General features: G+C 68.9%; 25 protein-coding genes and 1 tRNA gene. 12 read left to right on the top strand and 14 right to left on the bottom strand.

What is annotated here, in order from left to right:
• Nucleotides 1–6: 6 nt before the first annotated feature.
• Entirely contained in the window at nucleotides 7–357 is a 351-nt protein-coding gene (locus C1737_RS21430) for a WhiB family transcriptional regulator (protein WP_067921444.1), read from the bottom strand.
• Between the two features lie 359 nt (nucleotides 358–716).
• On the opposite strand from C1737_RS21430, the gene ponA2 reads away from it, so the two are divergent.
• The 5 genes from ponA2 to C1737_RS21405 all read left to right on the top strand — a co-directional run bounded on the left by ponA2 (nucleotide 717) and on the right by C1737_RS21405 (nucleotide 6,103).
• Nucleotides 717–3,149, top strand: coding sequence for a transglycosylase/D,D-transpeptidase PonA2 (gene ponA2, locus C1737_RS21425; RefSeq protein ID WP_067921446.1), 2,433 nt, complete (start codon nucleotides 717–719; stop codon nucleotides 3,147–3,149).
• Between the two features lie 77 nt (nucleotides 3,150–3,226).
• Nucleotides 3,227–4,186 (top strand): metallophosphoesterase, encoded by a 960-nt coding sequence (locus C1737_RS21420; RefSeq protein WP_067921892.1) that lies wholly within the window; start codon nucleotides 3,227–3,229, stop codon nucleotides 4,184–4,186.
• The gene (locus tag C1737_RS21415; protein WP_199182898.1) at nucleotides 4,183–5,310 is read left to right on the top strand and encodes a PLP-dependent cysteine synthase family protein; all 1,128 of its coding nucleotides are present in this window, start codon (nucleotides 4,183–4,185) and stop codon (nucleotides 5,308–5,310) included. Before C1737_RS21420 ends, C1737_RS21415 begins: the two co-directional genes overlap by 4 nt.
• 61 nt (nucleotides 5,311–5,371) lie before the next feature.
• Nucleotides 5,372–5,445: transfer RNA gene (locus tag C1737_RS21410), tRNA-Pro, on the top strand.
• Nucleotides 5,446–5,527: 82 nt separating this feature from the next.
• Nucleotides 5,528–6,103, top strand: coding sequence for a hypothetical protein (locus tag C1737_RS21405; RefSeq protein ID WP_142393480.1), 576 nt, complete (start codon nucleotides 5,528–5,530; stop codon nucleotides 6,101–6,103).
• 42 nt (nucleotides 6,104–6,145) lie between these two features.
• Here the strand turns inward: C1737_RS21405 and C1737_RS21400 are convergent, their stop codons facing one another.
• From C1737_RS21400 to C1737_RS21390, 3 genes are all read right to left on the bottom strand, one after another.
• A complete protein-coding gene (locus tag C1737_RS21400; RefSeq protein ID WP_102419407.1) occupies nucleotides 6,146–6,448 on the bottom strand; it encodes a DUF4193 domain-containing protein in 303 nt (100 codons plus the stop codon).
• A 75-nt stretch (nucleotides 6,449–6,523) separates the two neighbouring features.
• A complete protein-coding gene (locus C1737_RS21395) occupies nucleotides 6,524–6,814 on the bottom strand; it encodes a hypothetical protein (RefSeq protein WP_067922594.1) in 291 nt (96 codons plus the stop codon).
• 84 nt (nucleotides 6,815–6,898) lie between these two features.
• On the bottom strand, nucleotides 6,899–7,210 hold the full coding sequence (locus C1737_RS21390; protein ID WP_233214802.1) for a hypothetical protein: 312 nt from the start codon (nucleotides 7,208–7,210) through the stop codon (nucleotides 6,899–6,901).
• Between the two features lie 198 nt (nucleotides 7,211–7,408).
• On the opposite strand from C1737_RS21390, the gene C1737_RS21385 reads away from it, so the two are divergent.
• The gene (locus C1737_RS21385) at nucleotides 7,409–8,104 is read left to right on the top strand and encodes an HAD family hydrolase (RefSeq protein ID WP_102419406.1); all 696 of its coding nucleotides are present in this window, start codon (nucleotides 7,409–7,411) and stop codon (nucleotides 8,102–8,104) included.
• Here C1737_RS21385 and C1737_RS21380 read toward each other — a convergent pair.
• Complete coding sequence (locus tag C1737_RS21380; RefSeq protein WP_068097971.1) at nucleotides 8,069–8,569, bottom strand: DUF6328 family protein; 501 nt, start codon at nucleotides 8,567–8,569, stop codon at nucleotides 8,069–8,071. The two genes, C1737_RS21385 and C1737_RS21380, sit on opposite strands and share 36 nt — an antisense overlap.
• Before the next feature lie 96 nt (nucleotides 8,570–8,665).
• Entirely contained in the window at nucleotides 8,666–9,034 is a 369-nt protein-coding gene (locus C1737_RS21375) for an STAS domain-containing protein (RefSeq protein ID WP_231980514.1), read from the bottom strand.
• 163 nt (nucleotides 9,035–9,197) lie between these two features.
• On the opposite strand from C1737_RS21375, the gene C1737_RS21370 reads away from it, so the two are divergent.
• The 6 genes from C1737_RS21370 to C1737_RS21345 are packed head-to-tail and all read left to right on the top strand — an operon-like array spanning nucleotide 9,198 to nucleotide 14,809.
• Nucleotides 9,198–10,100 carry an STAS domain-containing protein gene (locus tag C1737_RS21370; protein WP_067922575.1) on the top strand — a complete coding sequence of 301 codons (903 nt, stop codon included), beginning with the start codon at nucleotides 9,198–9,200 and terminating at the stop codon, nucleotides 10,098–10,100.
• Between the two features lie 21 nt (nucleotides 10,101–10,121).
• Nucleotides 10,122–10,511, top strand: a complete 390-nt coding sequence (locus C1737_RS21365) for an STAS domain-containing protein (RefSeq protein ID WP_068061358.1) — start codon at nucleotides 10,122–10,124, stop codon at nucleotides 10,509–10,511.
• Nucleotides 10,501–10,911 carry an anti-sigma regulatory factor gene (locus C1737_RS21360; RefSeq protein WP_067922571.1) on the top strand — a complete coding sequence of 137 codons (411 nt, stop codon included), beginning with the start codon at nucleotides 10,501–10,503 and terminating at the stop codon, nucleotides 10,909–10,911. Before C1737_RS21365 ends, C1737_RS21360 begins: the two co-directional genes overlap by 11 nt.
• Nucleotides 10,904–11,530, top strand: a complete 627-nt coding sequence (locus tag C1737_RS21355) for a SpoIIE family protein phosphatase (protein ID WP_067922568.1) — start codon at nucleotides 10,904–10,906, stop codon at nucleotides 11,528–11,530. The genes C1737_RS21360 and C1737_RS21355 overlap by 8 nt, the downstream gene beginning before the upstream one ends.
• Entirely contained in the window at nucleotides 11,527–13,740 is a 2,214-nt protein-coding gene (locus C1737_RS21350; protein WP_102419405.1) for a SpoIIE family protein phosphatase, read from the top strand. The genes C1737_RS21355 and C1737_RS21350 overlap by 4 nt, the downstream gene beginning before the upstream one ends.
• A 49-nt stretch (nucleotides 13,741–13,789) precedes the next feature.
• Nucleotides 13,790–14,809 carry an iron-containing redox enzyme family protein gene (locus C1737_RS21345; RefSeq protein WP_067922578.1) on the top strand — a complete coding sequence of 340 codons (1,020 nt, stop codon included), beginning with the start codon at nucleotides 13,790–13,792 and terminating at the stop codon, nucleotides 14,807–14,809.
• On the opposite strand, the gene C1737_RS21340 is transcribed toward C1737_RS21345, so the two are convergent.
• The 8 genes from C1737_RS21340 to fdh all read right to left on the bottom strand — a co-directional run bounded on the left by C1737_RS21340 (nucleotide 14,757) and on the right by fdh (nucleotide 23,220).
• Nucleotides 14,757–15,005 (bottom strand): CDGSH iron-sulfur domain-containing protein, encoded by a 249-nt coding sequence (locus C1737_RS21340; RefSeq protein ID WP_082975042.1) that lies wholly within the window; start codon nucleotides 15,003–15,005, stop codon nucleotides 14,757–14,759. The genes C1737_RS21345 and C1737_RS21340 overlap by 53 nt on opposite strands.
• Nucleotides 15,002–15,691: a HemK2/MTQ2 family protein methyltransferase gene (locus C1737_RS21335; RefSeq protein ID WP_067922563.1), complete on the bottom strand. Its 690-nt coding sequence runs from the start codon at nucleotides 15,689–15,691 to the stop codon at nucleotides 15,002–15,004. Before C1737_RS21335 ends, C1737_RS21340 begins: the two co-directional genes overlap by 4 nt.
• 99 nt (nucleotides 15,692–15,790) lie before the next feature.
• Nucleotides 15,791–16,345: a type 1 glutamine amidotransferase domain-containing protein gene (locus C1737_RS21330; RefSeq protein WP_067922561.1), complete on the bottom strand. Its 555-nt coding sequence runs from the start codon at nucleotides 16,343–16,345 to the stop codon at nucleotides 15,791–15,793.
• A 25-nt stretch (nucleotides 16,346–16,370) separates the two neighbouring features.
• On the bottom strand, nucleotides 16,371–16,583 hold the full coding sequence (locus C1737_RS21325) for a hypothetical protein (RefSeq protein ID WP_199182896.1): 213 nt from the start codon (nucleotides 16,581–16,583) through the stop codon (nucleotides 16,371–16,373).
• 152 nt (nucleotides 16,584–16,735) lie between these two features.
• Nucleotides 16,736–17,722, bottom strand: coding sequence for an LLM class F420-dependent oxidoreductase (locus C1737_RS21320; RefSeq protein WP_067928523.1), 987 nt, complete (start codon nucleotides 17,720–17,722; stop codon nucleotides 16,736–16,738).
• A 147-nt stretch (nucleotides 17,723–17,869) separates the two neighbouring features.
• Complete coding sequence (gene nrfD / locus C1737_RS21315; RefSeq protein ID WP_102419404.1) at nucleotides 17,870–18,961, bottom strand: NrfD/PsrC family molybdoenzyme membrane anchor subunit; 1,092 nt, start codon at nucleotides 18,959–18,961, stop codon at nucleotides 17,870–17,872.
• Between the two features lie 7 nt (nucleotides 18,962–18,968).
• Entirely contained in the window at nucleotides 18,969–19,940 is a 972-nt protein-coding gene (locus tag C1737_RS21310) for a 4Fe-4S dicluster domain-containing protein (RefSeq protein WP_068097965.1), read from the bottom strand.
• Entirely contained in the window at nucleotides 19,903–23,220 is a 3,318-nt protein-coding gene (fdh, locus tag C1737_RS21305; protein ID WP_233214846.1) for a formate dehydrogenase, read from the bottom strand. Before fdh ends, C1737_RS21310 begins: the two co-directional genes overlap by 38 nt.
• Between the last annotated feature and the right edge of the window lie 52 nt (nucleotides 23,221–23,272).

Here is a 23,272-nt window from a genome sequence, read left to right as displayed (position 1 = left end):
CGTGGCTCAGCCGGCGCTGCGGGTTCTCCTCTTGTCGAAGAAGTCCGCCCAGGACACCACCTCGGGGTGCTGCTTGAGCAGGGCGCGACGCTGACGTTCGGTCATGCCGCCCCAGACGCCGAACTCGACTTTGTTGTCCAGCGCGTCCGCGCCGCACTCCTGCATGACCGGGCAGTGCCGGCAGATGACGGCGGCTTTACGTTGGGCGGCTCCCCGGACGAAGAGCTCGTCCGGGTCCGTGGTCCGGCACAGTGCTTTGGAAACCCAGGCGATCCGTTCTTCGGCATCAACGCTGCGGAGTACCCCTTGAGCGGCCGCAATGTTTGTCCTACGCGCCGCAGGCCGTGTTCCTGACACGAGCTGGTCCCTTCCCTACCGGCCGCCTTCGCGACCGCCCTCCTCAGGTGCAGATCCTGACCTGCGATCTACGCCACACTGTGTACATCGGTGTTACCTGAATCTCACCGTGTGTCTAAGTTAGGTGGTCAGCTGCCAATTGCGCAACAGTCCGATAACGCTTTTTTTGGGACGGGCGTGCCGTCTCGCCTCAGAACCATAGGCGAAGAAGTGATCTTGCACACGTCGGCGGGAGCCTCCGCTGACGCAGGCGACAATTTTATCGCGGCCCCGCGCGTAAAGCACCCGTCGATGACGGGGCGCAAAGTGGACGAACTCGCAGCGTGGCGGCGTGACTGGGGGCCGCTACTGTAGTAGCCATGTCAGACCGCCCCCCGGCCATCCTCACCATCCTCAAGCTTGCGGGGTACTGCTTGCTGGCCGGTGTTGTCGCCACGGCCCTGATGTTTCCGTTCGCGGGCGGCCTGGGGCTGATGTCCAACCGCGCCTCCGAAGTCGTCGCCAACGGCTCGGCCCAACTCCTCGAGGGCGAGATACCCGCGGTGTCGACGATGGTCGACGCCAAGGGCAACACCATCGCCTGGCTGTACTCCCAGCGCCGGTTCGAGGTGCCCAGCGACAAGATCGCCAACACGATGAAGCTGGCGATCGTGTCCATCGAGGACAAGCGGTTCGCCGACCACAACGGGGTGGACTGGAAGGGCACGCTGACCGGGTTGGCGGGCTACGCGCGCGGCGACGTCGACACCCGGGGCGGTTCGACCATCGAGCAGCAGTACATCAAGAACTACCAGTTGCTGGTGACGGCCAAAACCGACGCCGAGAAGCGCGCCGCCGTGGAGACCACCCCGGCGCGCAAGCTGCGCGAGATCCGGATGGCGCTCACCCTGGACAAGACCTTCACCAAACCCGAGATCCTGACCCGCTACCTGAACCTGGTGTCCTTCGGCAACGGTTCGTTCGGCGTGCAGGACGCGGCCCAGACCTACTTCGGCATCAACGCATCCGATCTCAACTGGCAGCAGGCGGCGCTGCTGGCGGGCATGGTGCAGTCGACCAGCGCGCTCAACCCCTACACCAACCCCGAGGGCGCGCTGGCCCGGCGAAACCTGGTGCTGGACACCATGATCGAGAACATCCCGCAGGAGGCCGACGCGCTGCGCGCCGCCAAGGCCACCCCGCTGGGCGTGCTGCCGCAGCCCAACGAACTGCCGCGCGGCTGCATCGCGGCCGGCGACCGCGCGTTCTTCTGCGACTACGTCCAGGAGTACCTGTCCCGCGCCGGGATCAGCAAAGACCAGGTGGCCCGGGGCGGCTACCTGATCAAGACCACGCTGGACCCCGACGTGCAGATCCCGGTCAAGTCGGCCATCGACCAGTTCGCCAGCCCGACGCTGCCGGGCATCTCCAGCGTGATGAGCGTGATCCAGCCCGGAAAGACGTCGCACAAGGTGATGGCGATGGCCAGTAACCGCACCTACGGCCTGAACCTCGACGCCGGCGAAACCATGCGGCCGCAGCCCTTCTCGTTGGTCGGCGACGGCGCGGGGTCGGTCTTCAAGATCTTCACCACGGCCGCCGCCCTGGACATGGGCATGGGCACCAACGCCACGCTCGAGGTGCCGGCGCGCTTCCAGGCCAAGGGCATGGGCAGCGGCGGCGCCAAGGGCTGCCCCAAGGACACCTGGTGCGTGGTCAACGCGGGCAACTACCGCGGGTCGATGAACGTGACCGAGGCGCTGGCCACCTCGCCCAACACCGCGTTCGCCAAGCTGATCCAGCAGGTCGGGGTGACCCGCACGGTGGACATGGCGATCAAGCTCGGACTGCGGTCCTACGCCGACCCCGGCACCGCGCGCGACTACAACCCCGACAGCAACGAAAGCCTGGCCGACTTCGTCAAACGGCAGAACATCGGGTCGTTCACCCTGGGCCCGATCGAGGTCAACGCGCTGGAGCTGTCCAACGTCGCGGCCACGCTGGCCTCCGGCGGCACCTGGTGCCCGCCGAATCCGATCGACAAACTGATCGACCGGCACGGCAACGAGGTCGCGGTGACCACCGAGACCTGCGATCAGGTGGTGCCCGAAGGGCTGGCGAACACCCTGGCCAACGCCATGAGCAAGGACGCACTCGGCGGCGGCACGGCGGCCGGTTCGGCCTCCGCCGCGGGCTGGAACCTGCCGGTGTCCGGCAAGACGGGCACCACCGAGGCGCACCGCTCCTCCGGCTTCGTCGGGTTCACCAACCACTACGCGGCGGCCAACTACATCTATGACGACTCCACGACGCCGACGGACCTGTGCTCGTCGCCGCTGCGCCATTGCGGCGAGGGCGACCTCTACGGCGGTAACGAGCCGGCCCGCACCTGGTTCACGGCGATGAAGCCGATCGCCACCAACTTCGGGCCGGTGCAGTTGCCGCCCACCGATCCGCGCTACGTCGACGGGTCGCCCGGCTCACGGGTGCCCAGCGTCGCCGGCCTGGACATCGACGCGGCACGCTCGCGCCTCAAGGAGGCGGGCTTCCAGGTCGCCGACCAGAACAACTTCGTCAACAGCACCGCCAAGCAGGGCGAGGTGGTCGGAACGACGCCGAGCGGTGCGACGATCCCCGGGTCCATCATCACCATTCAGGTCAGCAACGGCATCCCGCCGGCTCCCCCACCGCCGCCGGAGGGCGCGCCACCGCCGGTCGGCTCGCAGGTGGTGGAGATCCCGGGACTGCCCCCGATCACCATTCCGCTGCTGGCGCCGCCGCCTCCGCCGGCCCCGGGGCAGCCGCCGCCGTAGACCGGCACAGCCCACCATTTCATGCTCGCCGCGCAAGCATTGCGTTGCCAAAGCGCAACCGGCAGTAGGCTGCCAGCATGGCTGATGTTCTGCCCACGCTGATACGCGCCGGTGCCGCCGCGCTCGGTTCTGCCGTCGTCGGCATCGGTTATGCCGCCGTCGTCGAGCGCAACGCCTTCGTCCTGCGCGAGATAACCATGCCCGTCCTGACGCCGGGCTCCACGCCGCTGCGGGTGCTGCACATCAGCGATCTGCACATGCTGCCCGACCAGCGCCGCAAACAGGCCTGGCTGCGCGAGCTGAGCAACTGGGAACCCGACCTGGTGGTCAACACCGGCGACAACCTGGCGCACCCCAAGGCGGTGCCCGCGGTGGTGCAGGCCCTCGGGGACCTGCTGTCGCGGCCGGGTGTCTTCGTGTTCGGCAGCAACGACTACTTCGGGCCGCGCCTGAAGAACCCGCTGAACTATCTGACCAACCCGTCGCACCGGGTCCACGGTGAGCCGCTGCCCTGGCAGGACCTGCGGGCGGCCTTCACCGAGCGCGGCTGGCTCGACCTGACCCACACGCGGCGCGAGTTCGAGGTGGCCGGCCTGCACGTCGCCGCCGCCGGCGTCGACGACCCGCACATCGACCGGGACCGCTACGACACGATCGCCGGACCGGCCAGCCCGGCCGCGAACCTGCGGCTCGGGCTGACCCATTCCCCGGAGCCGCGGGTGCTGGACCGCTTCGCCGCCGACGGCTACCAGCTGGTGATGGCCGGACACACCCACGGCGGCCAGGTCTGCCTGCCGCTCTACGGCGCCCTGGTCACCAACTGCGGCCTGGACCGGTCGCGCGCGAAGGGCCCGTCCCGCTGGGGCGCGCACATGCAGCTGCATGTCTCCGCCGGGATCGGCACCTCGCCGTTCGCGCCGGTGCGCTTCTGCTGCCGGCCCGAGGCCACGCTGCTGACCTTGATCGCCACCCCGATGGGCGGACGCGACTCGGCCAGCGACCTGAGCCGTTCGCAGCCAACAGTTTCGGTGCGTTGAGCCAGCGGACCCGGATCGCGGTCCGCAGCCGCTCGCGGTGCTGGACGGACGACGCGGTCCGGCTGATCCACGCCGACGCCCGCCGCAGCGCCGACACCCACCTGCTGCGCTACCCGCTGCCGTCGGCGTGGGGCCAGGATCGCAGCGGTGTCGGCGGCGATGTCGATGTGGCGCTCTACCTCAAGGACGAGACCACGCACATCACCGGCAGCCTCAAGCACCGGCTGGCGCGGTCGTTGTTCCTGTATGCGCTGTGCAACGGGTGGATCAACGAGGGCACCACCGTGGTCGAGGCCTCGTCGGGCTCCACCGCGGTGTCGGAGGCCTACTTCGCCGCGCTCCTGGGCCTGCCGTTCGTGGCCGTGATGCCGGCGTCCACCAGCTCGTCCAAGGTGGCGCTGATCGAAGCCCAAGGCGGCCGTTGCCATTTCGTGCGCGACTCCTCCGAGGTGTACGCCGAGGCCGAGCGGGTCGCCCGCGACACCGGTGGGCATTACCTGGACCAGTTCACCAATGCCGAACGCGCCACCGACTGGCGGGGCAACAACAACATCGCCGAGTCGATCTTCGACCAGATGGCCGAGGAGGCGCATCCGGTCCCGGAATGGATCGTGGTCGGTGCGGGCACCGGCGGCACCAGCGCGACGATCGGCCGCTACATCCGCTACCGGCGGCACGCCACCCGGCTGTGCGTCGTCGACCCGGAGAACTCCGCGTTCTTTCCCGCCTACGCCGAGGGCCGCTACGACGTCGTGGTGTCCGAGTCCTCTCGCATCGAGGGCATCGGCCGGCCACGGGTCGAGCCGTCGTTCCTGGCCGACGTGGTCGACCGCATGGTCTTGGTCCCCGACGCGGCGTCCGTCGCCGCCGCCCGCCACGTCAGCGCCGTCCTGGGGCGCCGGGTGGGGCCCTCGACGGGCACCAACGTGTGGGGCGCGTTCGGGCTGCTCGCCGAGATGGTCGCCGAGGGCCGCGGCGGTTCGGTGGTCACGCTGCTCGCCGACAGCGGCGACCGCTACCAGGACACCTACTTCAACGACGAGTGGGTCAGCGCGCAGGGACTCGATCCGAGTGGCCCCGCCGAGGCGTTGACGGAGTTCGAGCGCTCCTGCCGGTGGCCGTGACCCGCCACGCCGCGATTTGGCCAGCCGCTGGGCCGGTGCGATAGGCTGTCGGAGCTTCAAGCGGGGTGTGGCGCAGCTTGGTAGCGCGCTTCGTTCGGGACGAAGAGGCCGTGGGTTCAAATCCCGCCACCCCGACTCAATGGTGTTAGCTGGTACGCCGGCCGGCACCGGCGTCTGACACTGCGGCGTCGCGGGTTTGCCATTAAGCTCTGCGCGCATGGCGCTGGCAAGCCCGTCGCCCGCGCAGGGCCACCCGCGTGGGCCCGGCCAACGGGTCAGGACATTTGCTGATCCCGTGGCGGGCAGCGGCGGCCGCGGACACCCGACCCTGGCCGAGGTCGCGCAGCGGCAGCAGGAGATCCGGACGTGGGAAGCGCTCAACGTCGGCGGCTACCGGTTCGCGAAACCGGGCACCATCATCGGCGCCCTGATCTCTGCGGTGCTGGTCATTCTGGTGGTGACGCCCCTCCCGCCGAACTGGCCGTGGGACATCCCGACGATGATCTTGGCCATCTTCACCGCGGTGGCGACGGTGACCTGTGGCCTGCTTTGGTTCGACAAACCGCACTCGCCTCCGCCGCCCGAGCCGTTGGTGATCGTGCCGTTCTCGCGCGCGGAGAACCTACAGCTGATGGCGGGCCAGCCCGTGGAGCCCTACCGCGCCATCTGCGCGTGCCCCGGCTGCGGCGACACGTCGGCCCATCTGATCCGCGAGCCGGCCCCGGACGAACCGGCCTGGGCGATGGTCACCCGGCGGTGCGCCGTGTGCGACCGCGAATGGGCGCAGACCTGAATCGATTGTGCGGCAACCACTTCCCCAGCGGCAGTGCCGATGTCAGGCGCAGTCGGCGCAGATCGACAGGCCCGCGTTCGAGCTGCGCAACCGGCTACGGTGTTGCACCAGGAAACAGCTCGAGCACGTGAATTCGTCGGACCGTTGGGGGATCACGGTCACCGACAGCTCTTCGCCGGACAAATCCGCGCCGGGCAGCTCGAAGAAGTGCACATCGTTGGGGTCCTCGTCGACCACCGCGGTGGCGGGTCCGTGCAGGGTCGGCGCCAATTCGCCGATGGCGGACTTGTCCTGGGTGTCGGAGTCGGAGGCGCGGCGTGCGTCATAGTCGCTTGCGGTCGGCATGGCGGTTCCTTCCTGCTGATGAACCCGGGCTGACGCACTTTCCTGTACTCACCCGTGGCGCAGGACGTACCCCATTCAGGCGCGCGTTACACCGATCGGCTGCAAAAAGTTGCGCCGGCGGACCTTGAGCCGCCGCATGCGCCGGGCCACCGCGGGGTAATGCGCCAGCGCCAAGCCCAGCCACGGCGCGACCACGGACACGATCAGCGCCGCGATGCCGATTCCCTCGTGGCCGATCAACAGCTCGAACAGGCCGATCGCCAAGCTCACCGCCCAGACCCCCACGGCGGCGAGTCCGAGCAGCGCAAAATCCCGCCCGTACTCGACCGGGTAGTTTGCTGCTCGCAATGAAACGGGCGCGACCATAATCCGCTTCTACCCGGTCATGGCAACAAATAAACGCCGGACCCGGTGGCAGCGCGCCAACCGGTGTTCGTTAGCTCACACCGGTCAACCGCTCGGCGGCGGGGCGGGCTTGTCGGAATGCGTGGCGTGCCAGGCAAGTTCGGCGTCGCGCACCCTGCGATGTGCGCGCAGCAACCACACGGCGCTCGCCGCGCCGAGCACGACGGCCAGGATCACGGCCGTCACGCCCGCGGCCAAATGACCGGTCGCCAAGGCGAACAAGCCGACGATGAGGGCAACCACCGCTACGGCCGAGCCGGCCAAACCGGGGGCGTTCGCGCCGTAGGTGAGGGTTTCGCCGGCGTGCCGGCGGGCGGTCCGATGGTGATCGACCGGGTCGCCGTTGTGGTAATTCACCTGTACTCCTCGTGAGAAAGATTGCGCTCCAATGTGATTCGTGTGGCACCGCGGTTCGCCGCTCGACCGCCGGCCGAGCCGGCCATCCCGCGGCAAAGGAGCCGCAACCGCTCACCCACGCCGGTTACCCGCCGCCCCCGGACCCAAACGACTCCGCGCGCCGGTGTCAGCCGGCTCCGGCCTGGGTATGCCGCGCAGATGAAACCCGCCGTTCTCTTCGACGTCGACGGAAGCCTGGTCGACTCCAACTATCTGCACGTCTACGCGTGGCAGCGCGCCTTCGGCGCCGAGGGTCTGCCCGTGGCCGCCTGGCAGATCCACCGCTGCATCGGCATGGACGGTTCCACCCTGGTGCGCACGCTGTCCCGGGACGCCCCGGACGAGGTCCAGGAGCGGCTCAGCGACGGGCACAGCCGCTACTACCGGGAATGCACCCCGCTGCTCGCGCCGCTGCCCGGTGCCCGGGCGCTGCTGCGCCGGGTCGCCGAGCTCGGCCTGCAGGTCGTGCTGGCCACCTCGGCACCCGACGACGAACTGGAGATCTTGCGCAAGGTCCTCGACTGCGAGGACGTGATCTCCGCAACGACGTCGTCGCGCGACGTCGACACCGCCAAACCCGAACCCGGCATCGTGCAGGTCGCGCTGGACCGGGCGGGGGCCGACGCCGGCCATGCCGTGTTCATCGGGGACGCGGTCTGGGACGCGCACGCCGCGGCGGGCGCCGGATTGCCGTGCATCGGCCTGCTCAGCGGCGGCGTCGCCCGCGAGGAGCTGCAGGCGGCGGGCGCGTCACCGATCTTCGCCGACCCGCAGGACCTGCTCGAGCACCTGGACTCGACTCGCATCGCCGAACTCGCGCTACATGCCGCGGGTGCGGAGCAGCAGCGGCAGTAGCCACCAGAACAAGGTGAACAGCGTCAGCGCGCACGCGCCGGCGACGACGCCCGGGCTGGTGCCGGCCACCGCGGTGAAGACGACGACAGTCACCCCGGTCAGCGCCAGGCCCAGGAGGCCCAGCCCGGCGTACGCACAGCGGTGCGCGGCGGACACCAGCACCTGCAGACGATGGCGCCGGAACAACAGCCGATGCATGCCGACCGGGGCGATCAACAGCACGGTTGCCCCCACCGAGCAGCCCACCGTCGCGAGATAGAGGTTGCGCATCGCCGGGGCCAGGACGTCGAACCGCTGCTGGAACGGCAGCGTCAACAGGAAACCGGTGAGCAGCTGCACACCGGTCTGCACCACGCGCAGCTCCTGCAGCAGGCTGTTCCAATTGCGGTCCAGCCGTTGGATTTCGGTCTCGCCACGCTCGCGACTGTCCCACCGCTGGTCGCCTTGCGGATTGTCGACGTCCATAGCGCTGATCATCGCACCTGGCGCGTGCGGCAGCGCCGATTCGGCGATTTTACCCAAATGCCTTCGCGCGCAGGCCATCCCGGCCGCGCCACGCGCCTAGCGGTTGATGTTGTCGTCGCGCACCGCGGTCAGCGCGTCGTCCAGCGTCGGGTACAGCGGGAAGGTCTTGTCCAGGCCGGTCAAATGAATGGGCCTCCTGGTCGCCGGACCGCGTGCGACCACGCCGAACCCCGTCGCCGTGCCCAGCTTCTCGTAGGTCGCCGCCAGGATCTTCAGCCCCACCGAACCGAGAAACTCCACCGCGGAAAGATCGATCACCAACGCCGCCGGGTTATCCGCAACCACCGCGCCGATGGCCTGTTCCAGGGCCGGAGCCGTGACCAAATCGATTTCGCCGCTGACACTGACCACCGACACCCCATCGTGGTCCTCAACCAACGTGGTAATCGAATCAGGAGCTGACAATGGCAATCCTTTGTCCCGGGCTTCAGGGTGTGGTGCAAGCCTAGCCTGCGTTGCGGACTGCGAGAAGAATATGCCCTCAACACCTGCCCCGCGGCAACCCAGGCTAGTCTCGCAAAATCGAGCCTGCACACGGCGGGGCGCGGACCGGCACCTGGGAGGCCACATGTCAGATTCGCCGGCGGAGTTCAGCGGCGCGGGCGCCACCGTGCAGGCAGTCGGTATTTCCAGCGAGGGCCTGTTACCCCAGCTCGTCCAGCACCTGCGGCAGAACCGCACCGTCCTGCGCGAGGAGTGGGCGCGCCGGATCACCGAGGCCGAACTGCTCACCGCGATGACGCCGGAGGAGCTGTTCTCCGAGGCGACGGCCGTCTACGACAACTACGTGGAGGTGCTCGAGACCGGTAGCGTCGAGGCGCTGCAGGCCTACGCGCGCGACCTGTCGGAGCGCATCATTCCGCGGGGCGTGGAAACGGACGAGGTCGTCGGCATCGTGCTGCTGCTGCGCGACGTGCTCGCACGTTCGTTGTTCGAGAAGTACCAGACGGAATTCGACATGCTCAACCGGGTTCTGGACGCGTACGAACCGGCGGCCAACCGCATCGCCAACACCGTGGCGGTCAGCTTCGTCCAGGAGCGCGAGCGCATCATCCGCCAGCAGCAGGAGGCGATTCGCGAGCTGTCCACGCCGGTGCTGCAGGTGCGTGAACAGCTGCTGATTCTGCCGATCATCGGTGTGCTCGATTCCCAGCGCGCCCGCCAGGTCACCGAACAGCTGCTGAGAGCCATCCGCGCCAACCGCGCGAAGGTGGTGGTCATCGACATCACCGGTGTGCCCACCATCGACTCCACGGTGGCCAACCACCTGGTGCAGACGGTCGACGCGTCGGGGTTGATGGGCGCCAGCGTCATCATCACCGGCCTGTCCTCCGAAATCGCCCTGACGCTGGTGACGATCGGCCTGGACCTGTCGAAGATGAACGCCGTCGGCGACCTGCAGGGCGGCATCGAGGAAGCCGAGCGGCTGCTGGGCTACGAGGTCACCCGCACCGGCGAGCAGACCGGATAAAAAGAGGAACACGAGCGCCCCATGCCGGTACCGATCCTGAAACAGGGTGCGATCCTCATCGCCTCGGTGCAGGCCGCGCTCAGCGACTCCGACGCCGAGCGGCTTCGCTATGACCTCATGGAGCGGGTCAGCCGGTTCCGCGCGCAGGGCATCATCGTCGACGTCACCGCCATCGACGTGATGGACTCCTTCGCGGCCCGGTCGCTGCGGACGATCGCCCACATGACGCGGCTGCGCGGCGCGGACACGGTGATCGTCGGCCTGCAGCCCGAGGTGGCCTTCGCGATGGTTCAGCTGGGCCTGGCGTTCGACGACATGAATACGGCGCTGGACCTCGAGGAGGGCCTGGCCCTGCTGAATCGCCAACTGGCGCAGCGGAAACCGGCGATCGGGCGCGACGGTGGAGACTGACATCGTCGTCGACATCGACAATTCTGACGACATCGTCGAAGCCCGCAAAGCCGGACATCAACTCGCACTCGACCTGGGATTCTCGCTCACCGACGTCACGATGATCGCCACGGCGATCTCCGAGATCGCGCGAAACATCACCAGCTACGCCGGTCGCGGCGTGGTCAGGGTCTTCGTCGCCGACCGGGAGGGCCGCAAGGCCCTGGTGGTGCGCGCGGAGGATCAGGGACCGGGCATCGCCGACATCGAGCGGGCGATGGAGGACGGGTATTCGACCGGGCGCGGGCTCGGCATGGGCCTGCCCGGCTCGCGACGACTGATGGACAGGTTGTTCGTGGAATCCGCGCTCGGCCGGGGGACGGTCGTCGAGATGTGGAAATGGGTTCCGCCCCATGCGTGAGAACGGCCGCTTCGGGCCGATCGAGTGGGCGCGGGCGGGTCGTCCCCTGCCCAGTGAGTTCACCTCCGGGGATCGGGGCATCGCGGTCGACGTCGGCGGCGAGGCCGCCCTGTTCGGCGTGGTGGACGGCCTCGGCCACGGTCCGGAGGCCGCGACCGCGGCGCTGCGGGCCGTCGAAGCGGTCAAACGCTCCAGCGGTGAGCGGATCGAGGTGTTGATCCAGCTCTGTCACCGGCTGCTCGCCGGGACCCGAGGCGTCGCGATGACCCTGGCGCGGGTCGACTTCGCGGCCAACACGCTGACGTGGACGGGCGTCGGCAACGTGACCGCCGACCTGGTGGCCAAGGCCCCCACCGGCATCCAGGTGAGGTCCAGTGCGCGGCTGACCGCGGGCATCGTCGGCTATCGCATACCGGAAATCAGGCCCGCGCAAGTGATTTCGATGCGTCCGGGCGACCTGCTCGTGATGAGCACCGACGGAATCGCCGAAGACTACCTGGACCACATCGACTTCGCCGCGCCCGCCGTCGCCATCGCTGAGGAGCTTCTCGGCAAGGACGCGAAGGAAACCGACGACGCCATGGTGCTGACCGCCCGGCACCGGGGAGCCTCGACATGAGCGACGACGACTTCCACGCCCGGTACGCCGCGGCGTTGCGTGCCTATATGGAGGCGCGCGACGAGGACAGCCTGGCTGTCGCGTATGAGCTCGGGCGCCGGGCGTTGCAAGAAGACGTCAGCCTGCTGGGCATCATCGAGCGCCACGTCGAGCTGATCCTCGAACTGGCCAAGGACATCCAGATCGACGCACCGATCGCGCTGGAGTTCCTGCTGCAGATGCTGGTGCCCCTCGACATCGCCACCCGCGGCTTCCTGGACGGCACCAGGCGCTACGCGCGCGAGCGCGCCCGCGCCGAGGGGCTGGCCGACCGCGACAAATTCCGCACCGCGCTGGTGAATTCGTTGCAGGAGGGCTTTTTCGTCGCCGCCCACGAGGGCTCCGTGGTCGAGATGAACACCGCCCTCATCGAGACCCTCGGCTACCCCGCCGAGGACCTGCCGTACCGGTGGCCGCATCCGTGGTTGGTCGACCAACAGGGCGCCACCCAACAGCAGGCGCTCGTGCGCAGCATCGGCAGCACCGCGTACGAGACGCCGATCCGCCATCGCGACGGGCATCTGGTCTGGGTGACGGTGAGCATCAACGCGGTCCAGGGCAGCGGCAGCGACCAGGACGTCTTCGTGGGAACGATCCGGGACATCACCGCCGAGCGGGCCTTCGCCGCGCGGGAAAGCGCGGTCCTGCGTCTGGCCACGGCGGTGGCGGTGGCCAAGAGCGTGGACGAGCTGCTGTCCATCACGCTCGCCGAGTGCACCGCGGCGATCGACGTGCAACGGGTGATCGCGATCTCCTGGCCGGCCACCGGGGGAGAACCGACCGTCCAGGTCGCCGGCGAACCGTCCGAGACCTCCTGGCGCACGCTGGATCCCTGGCTGCGTCACACCTTCGAGGACGCGCGCCACCAGCTGCCGCTGACCGCCAAGACGGTCGAGCGACCCGACAGCCCCGGCAAGGCCCAGGGATTGGTGGCGGTGCTCTCCGGCGCGGGCGACGTGGCCCTGTGGCTGGAGCTGCGCTCACCGCGCTGGGTCAGCGCCGAAGACCGGCTGCTGATCACGGTCCTCATCGGTCACCTCAGCCTGGCCATGCAACACGTCCGCCAGTTCGAGAGCGCCCGCGAGACGTCGCTGACGTTGCAGCGCGCCCTGCTGCCGACCATGGAACCGCCGCCGGGCTTCGCCGTGCGCTACGAGCCCGCCGTCCCACCCCTGGAAATCGGCGGCGATTGGTATGACGTGCTCCCGATCGGCGATCACCGCATCGGCATCGTCGTGGGTGACTGCGTGGGCCGCGGCCTGCCGGCGGCGGCGGTCATGGGGCAGCTCCGCAGTTCGGCGCGGGCGCTGTTGATCAATGGGGCCGAGCCCGCGCTCTTGCTCGAGCAGCTCGACTCGGCGGCGTCGCTCATCCCGAATGCGTACTGCACCACCGTGTTCCTGGCGATCCTGGACACCGAATCCGGGGTCCTGCAGTACAGCAACGCCGGTCACATGCCCGCCGTGCTCGTCGGCTCGGAGCCCGGCACGGTGATGATGCTGACCGACGCCTCGTCGGTGCCGCTGGCGGTTCGTCGCACGGAGCCCCGCCCGCAGGCCAGCCGGGTGCTGCCGCCCGGCTCGACCCTGATGCTGTTCACCGACGGGCTGGTCGAGCGCAAGCACGAGTCCATCGACGACGGGATCAATCGGGCGGCGGCGGTTCTGGCGAAGACGACGACGTTGCCGTTGGATTCCGTCGCCGATGCGGTGTTGCGTGAGTTGGCTCCCGCTTCGGGGTATGACGACGACGTGGCCATGGTGATCTATCGGTACCGGCAATCCCCGCTTCGCATCGAAATTGAGGCCAGGGCAGACCAATTGGCCGGCATTCGGCACAGGTTGGCCGACTGGCTGCGCGCCGCGGGCCTGCCGGACGAACTGGCCGCCGACATCGTGCTGGTCGCCAACGAGGCCTGCACGAACTGCGTCGAGCACGCATACTCCGGGCAGCCGCCGGGCACGATGTCGCTCGACGTCGAACTCGCGGACGGGAAAATCCGCGCCCGGGTCACCGACCACGGCTCCTGGAAGGAACCGGCCGTCAACCCCGGCAACGGCGGGCGGGGCCTAATGCTGATGAGGGCGCTCAGCAGCACGCTGGAGCTCGATCACGGCCCCGACGGAACCGCCGTCGACCTCACCTTTCGCCTGCCGGCCGAGGCCGGCTAGGGGTGGCACCGCACCGTTTGTGGCCCCTGGATTGCGGGTAGTCGTGGGCGTGACCCGCGCATCGATCTCGACTGAACCCGTCCTGCCTGCGGCACACGGCCCGTTGTCGACAGCGGTTCGTCGCGCCCTGACGGGGCCGCCGTCGCATGACCACCTGACGCGCATCGGCGCGTCGGTGCGCGATTCGGATCCCTACGGCCTGGACCTGCAGCTGGCGCTGTGCATGTGCTACGAGCTGCACTACCGCGGATTCGCGGGGGTGGATCCGGCCTGGGAGTGGAATCCGGCGCTGCTGGCCCTGCGCGCCGAACTGGAACGCGTCTTCCTGGCCGGTGTGCGCCGCGACGTCGGGCCCATCGCGGACGACCAGACCGCGGCCGCCGAAATGGAGGCCATCTCGGTCGAACCGGCCGACGGCACCGGCCCGTCGTACTACTTGCGCGACACCGGAACGTGGCAGCAGATGCGCGAATACTTCGTGCACCGCTCGGTGTATCACCTCAAAGAGGGCGATCCCCACGCGTGGGCGATCCCGCGACTGATGGGTGTCGCCAAAGCGGCTTTCGTGGCAATCGAATTCGACGAATACGGCGCCGGGCGGGGCCCCCGGTTGCATCAGCAGCTCTTCGCCGACCTGATGGCGGCCGCGGGCCTCGACACGACGTATCTGGCCTATGCGGACGTTGTCACCGCCGAGGCGCTGGCGGCGGTGAACCTGATGTCGCTCTTCGGGCTGCACCGCGAGTTGCGCGGCGCCGCCATCGGGCACTTCGCGTCAACCGAGATCACGTCACCACCGGGGTCCCGGCGCATGGTGCAAGCCCTGCAGCGGATGGGGGCGCCGTCCGCGTGCGTGGAGTTCTACGCCGAGCACGTCGAGGCCGACGCGGTGCACGAACACGTGGTGCGCATCGATGTCGTCGGGGACCTCGTCGCCCGGGAGCCACAGCTCGATCGCGACGTTGTGTTCGGGATCCGCGCGCATGCCGCGGTCGAAAACCGGTTGGCCGACGCCGTTATGGCGTCGTGGCAGCAGGGTCGGACGTCGTTGCGGAGGGCGCTGGACTAGGCGTCCGCCGGGACAGATTCCGGCATCGCCGGTGGCTGGTGTCGCACAACGGATAGTTGTCGCTGCGCCGGCAGGTGCAGATGGCCACCATGAACCGGTCGGATTCGACGACCTCCCCGTCGGGCATCTCGATGCTCACCGGGCCGGCCACCAGCACCGGTCCGCCCACAACCACCTGTACCCGGGTGCCGCTCATCGCTTGTCCGCCCGGATCACGATCAGCTCCTCCTCCCGGCGGCCGGGCGGTATCAACCCGCCGCTCTGCAGCCAGGCCGCCCGCGCCGTCATCACGGGGCCGAACGGTATCCATTTCGACGCAACGACTTTCGCGTCCATGCCGGCCCACTTCAGCGCGTCCAGCGATTGCTGGACACCGGCCAGGGCCGAGTGCACCAACAGCAGGGTTCCGCCGTCGCACAACAACTTCGGCGCCGCTTCGCACAGCGGATCCAGCACCATCCGCCCGTCCGGGCCGGCGTTCCACGCCCACGACGGCCCCGCGCTCACCGGGATCGCCGCCGTGTCGTCGTGCGGCGGTGCGGGCACGTACGGCGGGTTGGACACGACGACGTCGAACGGCGCGCAGTCCAGTGCGTCGCTCCACGTGCCGTTGCGGACGTCGACGTGCACGCCGGCGGCGACGGCGTTGCCGCGCGAACAGCCCACCGCCTGCGGACAAATGTCGAAGGCCGTGACACCGGCGGCGCCCATTTCGGCGGCGGCGATCGCGACAAATCCGCTGCCCGTGCACAAGTCGAGAACACGCCGGCCCGGTATGAGTCCGCTTTCTGCCATTACGCCCACCAGCAATCGGGAATCATCTTGCGGCTGATAAACGTTCGAGGCAGCAGAAACAACGGGTCCGGGATATGTTGTGGTCAACTTTGGCCTTTCGACGGATCGCCGCGGCGATCACTGCTTGGCCTGTGTAATGCCCGCAAACCGGTGGCTTCAAACGGAGTGCGGGAAGGCCCTTTTCGGCTAACCCGCAGGCGCGTGTGCTAATTGCTGCACGATGGTCGCGCAAAACGCGGGGAGGTCCTTGGGTGATCGACTGGTGATCAGATTGCCGTCGACGACGACCTCCTCGTCCACCACGTTCGCCCCGGCGTTGCGAAGGTCGGTGCGGATGGACGGATACGACGTGAGCGTGCGGCCCTTTGCCACGCCGGCTTCCAGCAGCGTCCAGGGACCGTGACAAATCGCGGCGACCGGCTTTCCGGAGGCGGCGAAGTCGCGCACGAAGGACACGGCGGAGCTGTCCATCCGCAGCTTGTCCGGGTTGACGGTGCCGCCGGGCAGCACCAGGCCGTCGAATTCGGAGACCGATGCGTCCGAGACCGCCCGGTCGACTTCGAAGGTTCCGGCCGGCTCCAGATCGTGGTTGCGGGCCTGGATTTCGCCGGTCTTCAGCGAAAGCAACTCGACCTGGGCGCCCGCTCCCTCGAGCGCCGAACGGGGTTGTTCGAGTTCCACCTTCTCGACGCCATCGGCGGCGAGAATCGCGACTTTCTTGCCCTGCAATTCATTTGCCATGGCGATTCCCCTTCCTTACTTCCGGTCAACTCGGATTGAGGATGACTTTGGTGCAGCCGTCCTCTTTGTTCTTGAAGATCTCGTATCCGTGCGGCGCCTGATCAAGGGTCAGGTGGTGGCTGACGATGATGGTCGGGTCGATGTCGCCGTTGCGGATCCGGTCCAGCAGCGGCCGCATGTAGCGGTGCACGTGACACTGGCCGGTCTTGATGGTGAGCGACCGGTTTCCATTGCCCATCGTCAGCTCTCCTTGCCTTGCGGCGAACACAAATCGGTCAAAGTTGCTGGCGGACAGCCGCTTTGCAGATCGTTCGGGCGCCACACCGGCCCGTACTCGGTGGACGCGCGATTGAGGCCGGATACCCGGGCCGATACCGCCCAAACGTGGGATCAGTTTGCTGCGCTGCGCAGTGCGGCAAGCAAAGGTTCGGCGGCTTCTTTGAGGAAGAGATCCTGGGATTCCCCGCCGACCTGGACCAGCGCCACGTCGGTGAATCCGGCCTCCCAGTAGGGCCGGACGGCCTCGACGATCGCATCGAGGTCGGGCCCGCAGGGGATGGACTCGGCGACGTCTTCGGGGCGGACGAATTGGGTCGCGCCGGCGAAGCCGGCCGGCGTCGGCAGGTCGGCGTTGACCTTCCAGCCCCCGGCGAACCAGCGAAACTGGTCATGGGCGCGTTGGATCGCGGTGTCGCGGTCGGGGTCCCAGCACACAGGGATCTGGCCGACGACGCGGCCGCCGCCGGCGAGGTTGCCGGCCTGCCGCGCGGCGTGCCAGGCGTCGACGAGCTCCCCGTCCGGCTCGACCGCAACGAAGTGGTCGGCCAGCCGGCCGAATTTGTCGATGGCCTTGGCGCCGCCCATCGCCACCGCGATGCCGACCGGGACCTCGGGCACGTCCCACAAGCGTGCGGAGTCCACCTGGAAGTAGTCGCCGCTGAAGTTCACCAGCTGGCCGCCGAACAGCTCGCGGATGATCTTGATCGCTTCGCGCAGCATATCCTGCCGGCGCTCGACGGTGGGCCAGCCCCGGCCGACGATGTGCTCGTTGAGGTTCTCGCCGGTACCGAGGCCGAGCGTGAACCGGCCATCGGACAGGATCTGCACGGTGGCGGCCTGCTGGGCCACGACGGCCGGGTGATACCGCATCGTCGGGCACGTCACATACGTGTAGAGGTCCACCCGCTCGGTGGCGTGCGCCACCGCGCCCAGCACGGTCCAGGCGTTGGGCGCATGCCCCTGCGATGTCAGCCAGGGGGAGAAGTGGTCGCTGCACACCTCGAAGTCGAAACCGCGCTCTTCGGCGGAAACAGCTTGGCGGACAAGGTCTTTGGGTCCACTCTGTTCGGTCATCAGAGTGTAGCCAAAATGCGTCATGCTGCTATGGTTACCCCGGCCCGCCGGGCGCAAACCGCCGCGCCGGGCCACCCCCTTCGCGAGCGTAACGGCACTGCGAAAAATGGGGCCCAGAATCGCGGTGACGTTACGCTCGCGACCTGGGGCCCCTGCGCCTTAGCGCGCCGCTCAGCCCGCGGTGGTGATCGAGTCCCCCGTGACGCCCGCCGCGCGGCGCGCCGCCAGCCGGCGTTTCTGCGGCTCGATCGTGTAGCGGGGGTGGCGCGCCGATTCCAGCCCAGCCTCGAACACGCCGAAACGGGTCAGGGCGGACGCCGTCGCCAGCGCCAGGCCGGACACCGCCGCGACGGCGCGGTTGCGGCCCCCGAGCAGCGTGCCCAACCCGCCGGCGATCACCAGCCGTTCGCTCCACCGCAGCATCCGGCCCGGGGCGCCGTGGTGCAGCGGTTCGGCGGCGACCGGGTCCATCCGGCGCTCCATCAGCCTCGTCGCCACCAGGTCACCGATCACACCGAGCACGGCCAGTGTGCGGGCCGGGCCGGCCTCGTCGACCGGGGTGGTGAGCATCGCCAACCCCGACGCGGCCAGGCTCGCCGAACTGACGAACACGAACGGCAGGTCCTCGTGGGCGGCGTTCCAGGTCGGCGTCGCCGTGTCGGAAAGCAGCACCGCGGTGTAGACGGCCAGCGGCGGGGCGAGGAGCGCCGCCTCCAGGCCGGCCGGCCCCTCGGCGGCGCGCAGCACCGGCCGCAGCGGCCCCAGCGGTAGTCGCTCCCCCGTCATCCGATCGACCTCGGACGCGGCGGCCACCCCGATCCCGGCGCTGAAGGAGGTCAGGATCCACGAGCCGAGGTTCATCGGCGAGGTGAGCTTGAACGTGCGCAGCATGTGCAGGAACCGCTCGGGCCGGCCCAGGTCCTTCACCAGCGCGACGAGGCTCAACAGGACGGCCGCCAAGCCGGTGAGGCGGGTGTTGCGGCGCAGCCTGGTGCGGCCGGTGAGCTGCGCGCCGGCCGCCAGCAGGCCGGAGCCGCCCGCGACGCCGCCCAGGAACAGGTACGCGGCCACCTCGGACTCCCAGGGCGGCGGCTTGACCACCGGACGCCCGTAGTAGGAGCTGAATTCGGCTTCGGGCACCATCGGCGTCTCGCGGGAACCATCAAAACTCCTGCCGCCGCCCCGGCGGCCCCTGCGCTGCCGCTTGCGCCGACCGCCGACGGGCTCGGGCGGGCGCAGGCTGTCGTATTCCGAAGTGCTCATGGGCTTTTCACCGGCCTTTCCAGAAGGCCAGCGCCGCGGCGGCGAACATGCCCGCCGCGGCCACGCCGGCTCGTTTGAACATCTGGGGCAGGTCGGCCGTGCACACCCGCGGGTCCGGCGGCAGGCCGTAGACCTCGGGCTCGTCGAGCAGCAGGAAGATCGATCCGGTGCCACCCACGCCGTCGTGTTCGTTCGCCCCGTAGAGGCGGGCCTCCGTGAGCCCCTGGGCGCGCAGCGCGGCCACCCGTTCCCGCGCCGTGATGACCAGGTCGTCGTGGTCGCCGAACTTGATCGACGTCGTCGGGCAGGTCTGCGCGCACGCCGGGATCTGGTCCTCGACCAGGCGGTCGTAGCACAGCGTGCACTTCTGGGCGACCCCGGTGGCGAACTTCTCGGTCGGGCGGCCCGGCCGCTGCGCGGGCGTCGCGTAGGTGCCGTCGCTGCGGCGTTCGACCACGCCGAACGGGCACCCGGCCACGCAGGTGCCGCACCCGTTGCAGACGTCGTCCTGCACGACGACCGTGCCGAACTCGGTGCGGAACAACGCACCAGTCGGGCAGACGTCCAGGCAGCCGGCGTGCGTGCAGTGCTTGCACACGTCCGACGACATCAGCCAGCGGAACTCCGGGGTGTCGGGCGGGGTGAGGTCCGGCTCCGACGCGGCACCCGGCAGCGCCGGCATGCCCAAATCGGTGAGGGCGCGCCCGGATTCGCGCGCCTCCTCGATGCGGTCGCGGTCCTGCTCGATGAAGGCGACGTGCCGCCAGGTGCTGGCGCCCAGCGCGCCGGTGTTGTCATAGGACGAACCCAGGAGCTCCAGGTCGCCGTCGCGGGGGTTGCGGTTCCACTCCTTGCACGCGACCTCGCAGGCCTTGCAGCCGATGCAGATCGAGGTGTCGGTGAAGAAGCCCTTGCGCGGCTTGGGTTCTGCCCAGCCCGCGTCACTCGTCGGGTCGGTCGGTCCGCTCAGCTGACCCATCGGCTCCCCCTTCCCAGACGCCGTCGTCGATCCGCACGTTGCCGGTCTCGGTGGTGGCCCCCGAGCGGGACTGATACTCGGCGATCAGCCGCAGCAGATCCTCGCCCTGCGGCCGGCGCCCCGGCCGGATGTCACACGAGCCGGCCTTGGACTCCTGGATCTGCACGTTGGGGTCCAGCGTGATGCCCAGCAGATCGTTGGCCGCGTCCCCGCTCACGACGGCGTCACCGCCGACGCCCCAGTGATACGGCAGGCCGATCTGATGCACGGTGTGACCGTTGATCACCAGCGGCGCAACGCGTTTGGTGACCAGCACCCGCGCCTCGATCGCCGCGCGCGGCGACACGATGGTGGCCCACCCATACGGCTCGAGGCCGCGTTCGGCGGCCAGCTCCGGGGACACCTCGCAGAACATCTCCGGCTGCAGCTCCGAGAGGTAGGGCAGCCACCGGCTCATCCCGCCGGCGGTGTGATGCTCGGTGAGCCGGTAGGTGGTGAACACGTACGGATACACGTCGGCACCCGGCTCGCCTGCGCTGGGCGCGCTCAGATTGTCCTTGCGCGGGAAGGTGATTCGTCCCGGGTTGCGCTGCTGGGGGTACAACGCGTTGGCGACCGGGGACTCCTGTGGTTCGTAGTGCGTGGGCAGCGGGCCGTCGACCAAGCCCTTCGGCGCGAACAGCCACCCCTTGCCGTCGGCCTGCATGATGAACGGGTCGTCCCCGGCGAGCGCGTCGGGACCGCCGACGTCGGGATCGGGCCGGCTGCCCGGCGCCCGGTCGGCCACGAAGTCGGGCACGTCATACCCGACCCAGCGCCGCTGGTCCGCGTCCCACCACACGTATTTCTTGCGTTCGCTCCACGGCTTGCCGTCCGGGTCGGCCGACGCGCGGTTGTAGAGGATTCTCCGGTCGGCGGGCCACGCCCAGCCCCACTCGTGCTGGCTCGGCGAGTCACCGCCGCGCGGGACGCGGCGGGCGGCCTGGTTGGTGGCGTTCGCGTAGACGCCCGTGTAGATCCAGCAACCGGCGGCGGTCGACCCGTCGGCGCGCAACTCGGTGTACGACGACAGCGGCGCGCGGTCGGCGGTGTGATACCCGTTGATCTCGGCCAGCACGGCTTCGCCGTCGGGCTCGCCGTGCTCGTCGGTCGGGTAGTCCCACGTCAGGTCCAGCAGGGGCCGGTCGCGCTCGTCGGTCGACCCGGCCAACCGCTGCCTGATCCGCCTGCCGAGTTCGAAGAAGAACTGCAACTCGCTCTGACACTGGCCCGGCGGCTCGACGGCCTTGTGGCGCCACTGCACCAGGCGCTGGGTCTGGGTGAACGATCCGGCCTTCTCCACGTGCGTGGCGGCGGGCAGGAAGAACACCTCGGTCTCGATGTCCTCCGTTTTCAGTTCGCCCGAAGCGATTTCGGGCCCGTCCTTCCACCAGGTGGCCGACTCGATGAGGTTGAGGTCGCGCACCACCAGCCACTTGAGGTGGGACATGCCCATCCGCTGCATCCGGCCGTGCGCCGACCCGACCGCCGGGTTCTGGCCGAGCAGGAAGTAGCCCTCCACCTCGTCGGCCAGCATGCCCATCACGGTCTGATAGGTGCCGTGCGGCCCGGACAGCCGCGGCAGGTAGTCGTAGGCCCAGTCGTTGTCCTTGGTGGCCGCCTCCCCCCACCACGCCTTGAGCAGGCTGATCGCATAGGTGTCGGAGTTGGCCCAGAACCCCTTCTGTTTCTTCGATCCCACCACGTCGAGATAGTCGGCCAGGGTGTCGTGCATGCCGGCCTTGGGCATGGGCAGGTAGCCGGGCAGCAGGTTGAACAGCGTCGGGATGTCCGTGGAGCCCTGGATGGTGGCGTGGCCGCGCAGCGCCATGATGCCGCTGCCCGGCCGGCCCACGTTGCCCAGCAGGAGCTGCAGAATGGTTGCGGTGCGGATGAATTGGGCGCCGAGGGTGTGCTGCGTCCACCCGACGGCGTAGGCGAAGCAGGTGGTCCGCTCGCGCCCGGAGTTCTCGACGATGGAGCGGGCGAGGTAGTCGAAATCCGCGCGGCTGATGCCACAGACGTCGGTGACCATCTCCGGGGTGTAGCGGGCGTAGTGGCGCTTGAGGATCTGGAAGACCGTGCGCGGGTGCTGCAGGGTTTCGTCCCGCTTCACCTTGGCGTGCGCGAGCGGCGGGCCGCCGCTGCCGTGCTCGTCGCCCGCCGCGCTCGGTGACGCGGTGGCACCGTGCGTGTGGTCGCCGCCGGCGGACTCGATCTGGCCGTTCCCTTCTTGGTCGTACGCCCACGTCGCCGTGTCGTACTGCCCGGTCTCGGGGTCGAAGCCGGAGAACAGGCCGTTCAGATCCTCGGTGTCCCTGAACTTTTCGTTGATCAACGTGGCGGCGTTGGTGTAGGCGACCACGTACTCCTTGAACCACAGATCATTGCTGAGGATGTGGTTGATCAACGCGCCGAGCAGCACCACGTCCGAACCGGCCCGGATCGGGATGTGTTTGTCCGACACCGCCGAGGTGCGGGTGAAGCGCGGGTCCACATGGATCACCCGCGCGCCGCGGGCCCGGGCCTCCTCGACCCACTGGAAACCCACCGGGTGGCACTCGGCCATGTTGGAGCCCTGGATGACGATGCAATCGGCGTTCGCCATGTCCTGCAGTGTTTGGGTGGCGCCGCCGCGCCCGAAGGAGGCTCCCAGACCGGGAACCGTGGCGGAGTGTCAAATGCGAGCTTGGTTCTCGATCTGAATGGCGCCCGCGGCGGTGAAGAGCTTCTTGATGAGGTAGTTCTCTTCGTTGTCCAGCGTCGCCCCGCCCAGCGCGGCGATGCCCATGGTGCGGCGCAACAGGTTGCCCTTCTTGTCGATGTCCTGCCAGGTGTGGCGGCGGGACTCGACGAACCGGTCGGCGATCATGTCGATCGCGGTGTCCAGCTCGAGGGGCTGCCATTCGGTCGCCCGGGGGGCGCGGTAGAGCACCTGCAGCTGCCGGCCGGGCGAGTTCACCAGCTGTTCACTGGCAGCACCCTTGGGGCACAGGCGGCCTCGCGAGATCGGCGAGTCCGGGTCGCCCTCGATCTGGACCACCCGTTCGTCCTTGACGTAGACCCGCTGCCCGCAACCGACCGCGCAATAGGGGCAGATGCTCTGCACCATGCGGTCGGCCGTCGTCGTGCGCGGCGTGACGGCGCGGGTGCGCTTCGAGGTCACGGCCGAGCCGCGGCCGAGCTTGTCGCCCGAACGCAGCTGACGTACGACGGGCCACTCGAGGAAAAGCTTCCGCATGTCTTTTTTCGGGGCCATGACCACCACCCTAGTGCGCGGCGCCGAAACCCCG

The sequence above is a fragment of the Mycobacterium sp. 4858 genome, from assembly GCF_900240975.1.
Lineage (GTDB): Bacteria > Actinomycetota > Actinomycetes > Mycobacteriales > Mycobacteriaceae > Mycobacterium.
This window is presented reverse-complemented; position numbering and strand designations above follow the sequence as displayed.

What these genes read in the sequence shown, in the direction of transcription:
- ponA2 (WP_067921446.1), top strand. Translation starts at nt 717, where the DNA reads ATGTCAGACCGCCCCCCGGCCATCCTCACCATCCTCAAGCTTGCGGGG.
- C1737_RS21420 (WP_067921892.1), top strand. Translation starts at nt 3,227, where the DNA reads ATGGCTGATGTTCTGCCCACGCTGATACGCGCCGGTGCCGCCGCGCTC.
- C1737_RS21405 (WP_142393480.1), top strand. Translation starts at nt 5,528, where the DNA reads ATGGCGCTGGCAAGCCCGTCGCCCGCGCAGGGCCACCCGCGTGGGCCC.
- C1737_RS21400 (WP_102419407.1), bottom strand. Translation starts at nt 6,448, where the DNA reads ATGCCGACCGCAAGCGACTATGACGCACGCCGCGCCTCCGACTCCGAC.
- C1737_RS21395 (WP_067922594.1), bottom strand. Translation starts at nt 6,814, where the DNA reads ATGGTCGCGCCCGTTTCATTGCGAGCAGCAAACTACCCGGTCGAGTAC.
- C1737_RS21385 (WP_102419406.1), top strand. Translation starts at nt 7,409, where the DNA reads ATGAAACCCGCCGTTCTCTTCGACGTCGACGGAAGCCTGGTCGACTCC.
- C1737_RS21380 (WP_068097971.1), bottom strand. Translation starts at nt 8,569, where the DNA reads ATGGACGTCGACAATCCGCAAGGCGACCAGCGGTGGGACAGTCGCGAG.
- C1737_RS21370 (WP_067922575.1), top strand. Translation starts at nt 9,198, where the DNA reads ATGTCAGATTCGCCGGCGGAGTTCAGCGGCGCGGGCGCCACCGTGCAG.
- C1737_RS21365 (WP_068061358.1), top strand. Translation starts at nt 10,122, where the DNA reads ATGCCGGTACCGATCCTGAAACAGGGTGCGATCCTCATCGCCTCGGTG.
- C1737_RS21355 (WP_067922568.1), top strand. Translation starts at nt 10,904, where the DNA reads ATGCGTGAGAACGGCCGCTTCGGGCCGATCGAGTGGGCGCGGGCGGGT.
- C1737_RS21350 (WP_102419405.1), top strand. Translation starts at nt 11,527, where the DNA reads ATGAGCGACGACGACTTCCACGCCCGGTACGCCGCGGCGTTGCGTGCC.
- C1737_RS21340 (WP_082975042.1), bottom strand. Translation starts at nt 15,005, where the DNA reads ATGAGCGGCACCCGGGTACAGGTGGTTGTGGGCGGACCGGTGCTGGTG.
- C1737_RS21330 (WP_067922561.1), bottom strand. Translation starts at nt 16,345, where the DNA reads ATGGCAAATGAATTGCAGGGCAAGAAAGTCGCGATTCTCGCCGCCGAT.
- C1737_RS21325 (WP_199182896.1), bottom strand. Translation starts at nt 16,583, where the DNA reads ATGGGCAATGGAAACCGGTCGCTCACCATCAAGACCGGCCAGTGTCAC.
- C1737_RS21320 (WP_067928523.1), bottom strand. Translation starts at nt 17,722, where the DNA reads ATGACGCATTTTGGCTACACTCTGATGACCGAACAGAGTGGACCCAAA.
- nrfD (WP_102419404.1), bottom strand. Translation starts at nt 18,961, where the DNA reads ATGAGCACTTCGGAATACGACAGCCTGCGCCCGCCCGAGCCCGTCGGC.
- C1737_RS21310 (WP_068097965.1), bottom strand. Translation starts at nt 19,940, where the DNA reads ATGGGTCAGCTGAGCGGACCGACCGACCCGACGAGTGACGCGGGCTGG.